The sequence below is a fragment of the Streptomyces sp. AF1A genome (assembly GCF_047340315.1).
In the GTDB taxonomy this organism is placed as follows: Bacteria; Actinomycetota; Actinomycetes; order Streptomycetales; family Streptomycetaceae; genus Streptomyces.
This window is the reverse complement of sequence record NZ_JBLEBI010000313.1, coordinates 1-3,758: the sequence shown is the minus strand read 5'-3', so window position 1 is coordinate 3,758 and position 3,758 is coordinate 1. Positions and strand designations below refer to the sequence as shown.

At 74.2% G+C, this 3,758-nt stretch carries 2 protein-coding genes; one reads left to right on the top strand and one right to left on the bottom strand.

Annotated features, from left to right (window positions below):
• Window positions 1-2,659 (bottom strand): FG-GAP-like repeat-containing protein (locus tag ACLU3S_RS36175; protein ID WP_413956217.1); only part of this gene is annotated, 2,659 nt, incomplete at its 3' end.
• 221 nt (window positions 2,660-2,880) lie between these two features.
• Between ACLU3S_RS36175 and ACLU3S_RS36170 the strand changes: the two genes are divergently transcribed.
• The gene (locus tag ACLU3S_RS36170; protein WP_413956216.1) at window positions 2,881-3,513 is read left to right on the top strand and encodes an RNA polymerase sigma factor; all 633 of its coding nucleotides are present in this window, start codon (window positions 2,881-2,883) and stop codon (window positions 3,511-3,513) included.
• Window positions 3,514-3,758: the final 245 nt, after the last annotated feature.

The following is a 3,758-nucleotide window of genomic DNA, read 5'->3' as shown; positions in this document are numbered from 1 at the left end:
GGGCCGCGCCCGCCGGCGTGCCGAGGGCCGACCTGCTGAGGATCTTCGTCTGCGGGTAACCGAGGCCCGAGGTGTTGCTCGGCAGGTACATCACGATGCCGTTGCCGCCGTCCTCGCCGGCCACGCCGAACAGCAGGTCGGCCCGGCCGTACCCGGACAGGTCGGCCAGCGACACCGCCGAGCCGAGGTGGTCACCGCTCTCGGCGGAGCCGGGCACCCCCGAGGTGTCCTGCGAGACGGCGATCGCGCCGGAGCCCGTGATGCCGGTGGAACCGCCCTTGAGCAGCAGCACCGAGCCGGCGTTGGAGCGGTTCGCCCCGTCTCGGGTGAGGTCCTCGCCGGGCAGTCCGGCCAGGACGTCCGGGTAGCCGTCGCCGTTGTAGTCGCCGGCGGAGACCGACGCGCCCATGGCGTCGCCGTCCTCGGCGGCACCCGGTACCCCGCTGGTGTCCTGGTGGATCGTCTTCATGCCGCTGGTGGTGAAGCCGGTGGAGGTGCCGAGCAGCATGGTCACCTGGCCGCCCTTGTGGGCGCCGGACTCCGCGGTGTACGCCTGCCCGATGACCAGGTCGTCGTAGCCGTCGGCGTTGAAGTCGGCCGACGCGACCGACCGGCCGCCCCTGACGCTGAGCACGCCCGCCTTCGTCAGCCCGCCCGCCGAGCCCGCGAACCGCACCACGCGCGAGATGCCGCCCGTGTCGCGGTAGTTGAGCGCGACATCGGCGTATCCGTCCCGGTTGAAGTCACCGCTCGTGGCGTCCAGGTAGGCGAGCGAGCCGGTGGCCGTGGTCAGCGTGCCGGAGGTGGTGGCGCCGCCGGTCAGCCGGACGCCGTAGCTGCCGCCCCTGCCGGTACCGGCCGCGAACACGTCGGCCTTGCCGTCGCCGTTGAAGTCGCCGACCGCCACCGCCGAGCCGAGCCTGGCGCCGGTCGCCGTGACGCTGCCCGACGTGGTGTACGAGAAGCCGGTGTGGAGGGCGGGGCCGTACATGACCGTGACGGAGCCGCGGTCGGCGTGGCCGCTGGTGTCGTCCTCGCCGGGGGCGCCGACGGCGAGGTCGGCGTAGCCGTCGCCGTTGACGTCGCCCCAGGCGGTCGAGGCGCCGAAGTCGTCACCGGACTCCTTGGAGCCGGGCACCCCCGCGCTGTCCTGCGTCAGGGTGATCTTCTCGGCCGTGACCGGACCGCTGGTGCCGCCGGGCACGATCGTCACCGAGTTGGCCTTCGGGGTGCCCGCGACCGGGTCGGGCAGCCCGTCCCGGTTGTAGTCCGAGGTGGGCAACGCGTGCGAGATGCCCGGGGTCTTGGCGAGGGCCGCGATCAGGGGCAGCTTCTTGTAGAGGTTGTCGCCCGGGCACTGGGTCGAGTTGGTGTCCCGATGGCCGAAGACGCGGGGCAGCGTGATCTGCTGCCCCTGGTCGATCAGATTGCCGTCCTGGCCCTTGGGGCTGCCGGAGGTCAGCGTGACCTTGCCGGTCGGGTCGACGCCGTACATCCCGAACTTCCACGCCACGATCCGCGCGATCGAGTCCAGCGCGGCCCGCGAGGGCTTGGCGGTCATGTAGTTGCCGATGTAGGAGATGCCGAGCGTGTTCGTGTTGAACCCGATGTCGTGCGCGCCGATGACCGGCAGGTCCACGCCGCCGCTGCGGCCCTCGAAGATCTGCCCGCAGCGGTCGACGACGAAGTTGTAGCCGACGTCGAAGTAGCCGCGCGCGAAGTGCTCCTGCTGGATGGTCCGCATGCGGGCCGCCGAGTTCGCGCAGGACACCTTGTTGTCGCCGTCGACGCCGGTGTGGTGGATGACGGCGGCCTTGATCTCGGTGCCGTAGCTGGGCGTGCCGTTGTAGTCCGTGGACGCGCCCCACTCGGCCTGCGTGACGATCGGCGGCTTGGCGACCGTGGACGGGCGCGGGGCCGGGACCGTGCTGGTCGGGGTGGGGGAGGCGGACGCCGGTGCCGTGTCCGCCGGGGACGGGGAGGCGGACGCCGAGTCGGTGGGCGACGGCGTGCCGGTCGGCGATGCGGAGCCGGCCGGGGAAGCCGGGTCGGTCGGCGATGCGGAGCCGGTCGCCGTCGGCGCCGTCGTGTCCTCGGCGAACGCGGCCGGCTGCGAGGCGCCCGCCGGGTCGGTGCCGGGATCGAGCAGCTTCACGTCCATGCCGGCCGGGAGCCCGGCGGCCGGGGTGCCGTCGGCCCTGACCACGCGGACCGCGATGCCGTCCGCGTCGCCCGTCCACACCGACGCGGTGCCGCCCCGGGCCCGGGCGTGGGCCCGTGCGCCCTCGGCGCCGTCCGCGGAGAACGGGTCGTCGGGCAGCTTCTGCCAGTCGGACCACTTCCCGGTCTCCCGCGAGCGGTAGCGGATCTCCGGCGTGCCCTTGACGCCGGCGTGCTCGTCGTCCCAGGTGAGCAGCGCGGCGCTGAACCGGTCCGTGCCGCGCTGGGCCAGCCCCCGGTGCCCGCCGCCCTGGTCCGCCAGCTTCAGCGTGTGCACGGACGGTTTGCGGGCCGCGCCCCTGCCGTCGCCCTGCCCGCCCGGATCGGCGACGGCGTACGTGACGACTCCGGCGCCGCCCACCACCACGGCGCCGAGCGTCAGCCACGCCCTGCGCCGGAAGCTGAGCGGTCTGTACGCATGGGTCCTACGAGGACTCAACTACCCCACCCCTAAAGACAACACGTTGACACCACCTGTCACAGGCGGCACTCCTACAGCGCAGGGAGCTACCGGATCATCACCGGCGGGGGCGCCGTTCACTGTGACACTTCTGTGAAGCCCGGCGCTGATGACCGTGGGGGGCGGGGACACGGCCGGAGCGTGTCGCACCGCGACGTACGCCACGCAGTGGCCAGGAACTCGGCACATCGAGGACGGTCTTGGGCCAGGGAGGAGAACCCCGCCGCGGCCAGCCGCGGGACGGGGAGCTGGGCGCGGCCGTCGCGCGGGCCCAGGACGGTGACGAGAGCGCCTTCGCGGCGGCCTACCGGATCGTGCAGCCCGGCCTCCTCGGCTATCTGCGCGGCCTGGTCGGCGAGGACGCGGAGGACGTGGCGTCCGACGCCTGGCTGGAGATAGCCCGGGACCTCGGCCGGTTCCGGGGCGACGGCGCCGGCTTCCGCGGCTGGACCGCGACCATCGCCCGGCACCGCGCCCTGGACCACCTGCGCCGCCGGCGGACACGGCCGCAGGCGGCCACGCTCGACCAGGACGTGCTGGAGCTGCCCGGCCCGCACAGCACCCACGACCAGGCCCTGGAGGCCCTGTCCACCGAGCGGGCCCTGGAACTGCTGCGCCGGCTGCCCCGGGACCAGGCCGAGGCCGTGCTGCTCCGTGTGGTCGTCGGCCTCGACGGCCCCGCCGCCGCCCGCGTCCTCGGCAAGCGGCCCGGCGCGGTCCGAACGGCGGCCCACCGGGGGCTGAAACGCCTCGCGCGGCACCTGGACGCCCGGCAGCCCCCCGACGCCGGTGTGACGGAAGAAGGCCCCCGGACGCTGGGTGAGTCGACATGAACGGCAGCGGCCGCGGGCCGTATGCATACGGGAGAACGACCGGCCGCCGCCTCCGCACGGCGGCCGGACGGCCGCGCGCATCCGGCAGTCGCGGCGGACGGGACGAGGACGGTCACGGACATGGGTGAACGGCACAGCGGCGACGGGCTGTCCGGCCGCCGGCACGCGCACCCCGGCGGCACCCTGTCCACACCGCGGCCCGCCGACGCCGGCCCCGGCGCCTCGCGGTTCGAGGTGGAGTTCGA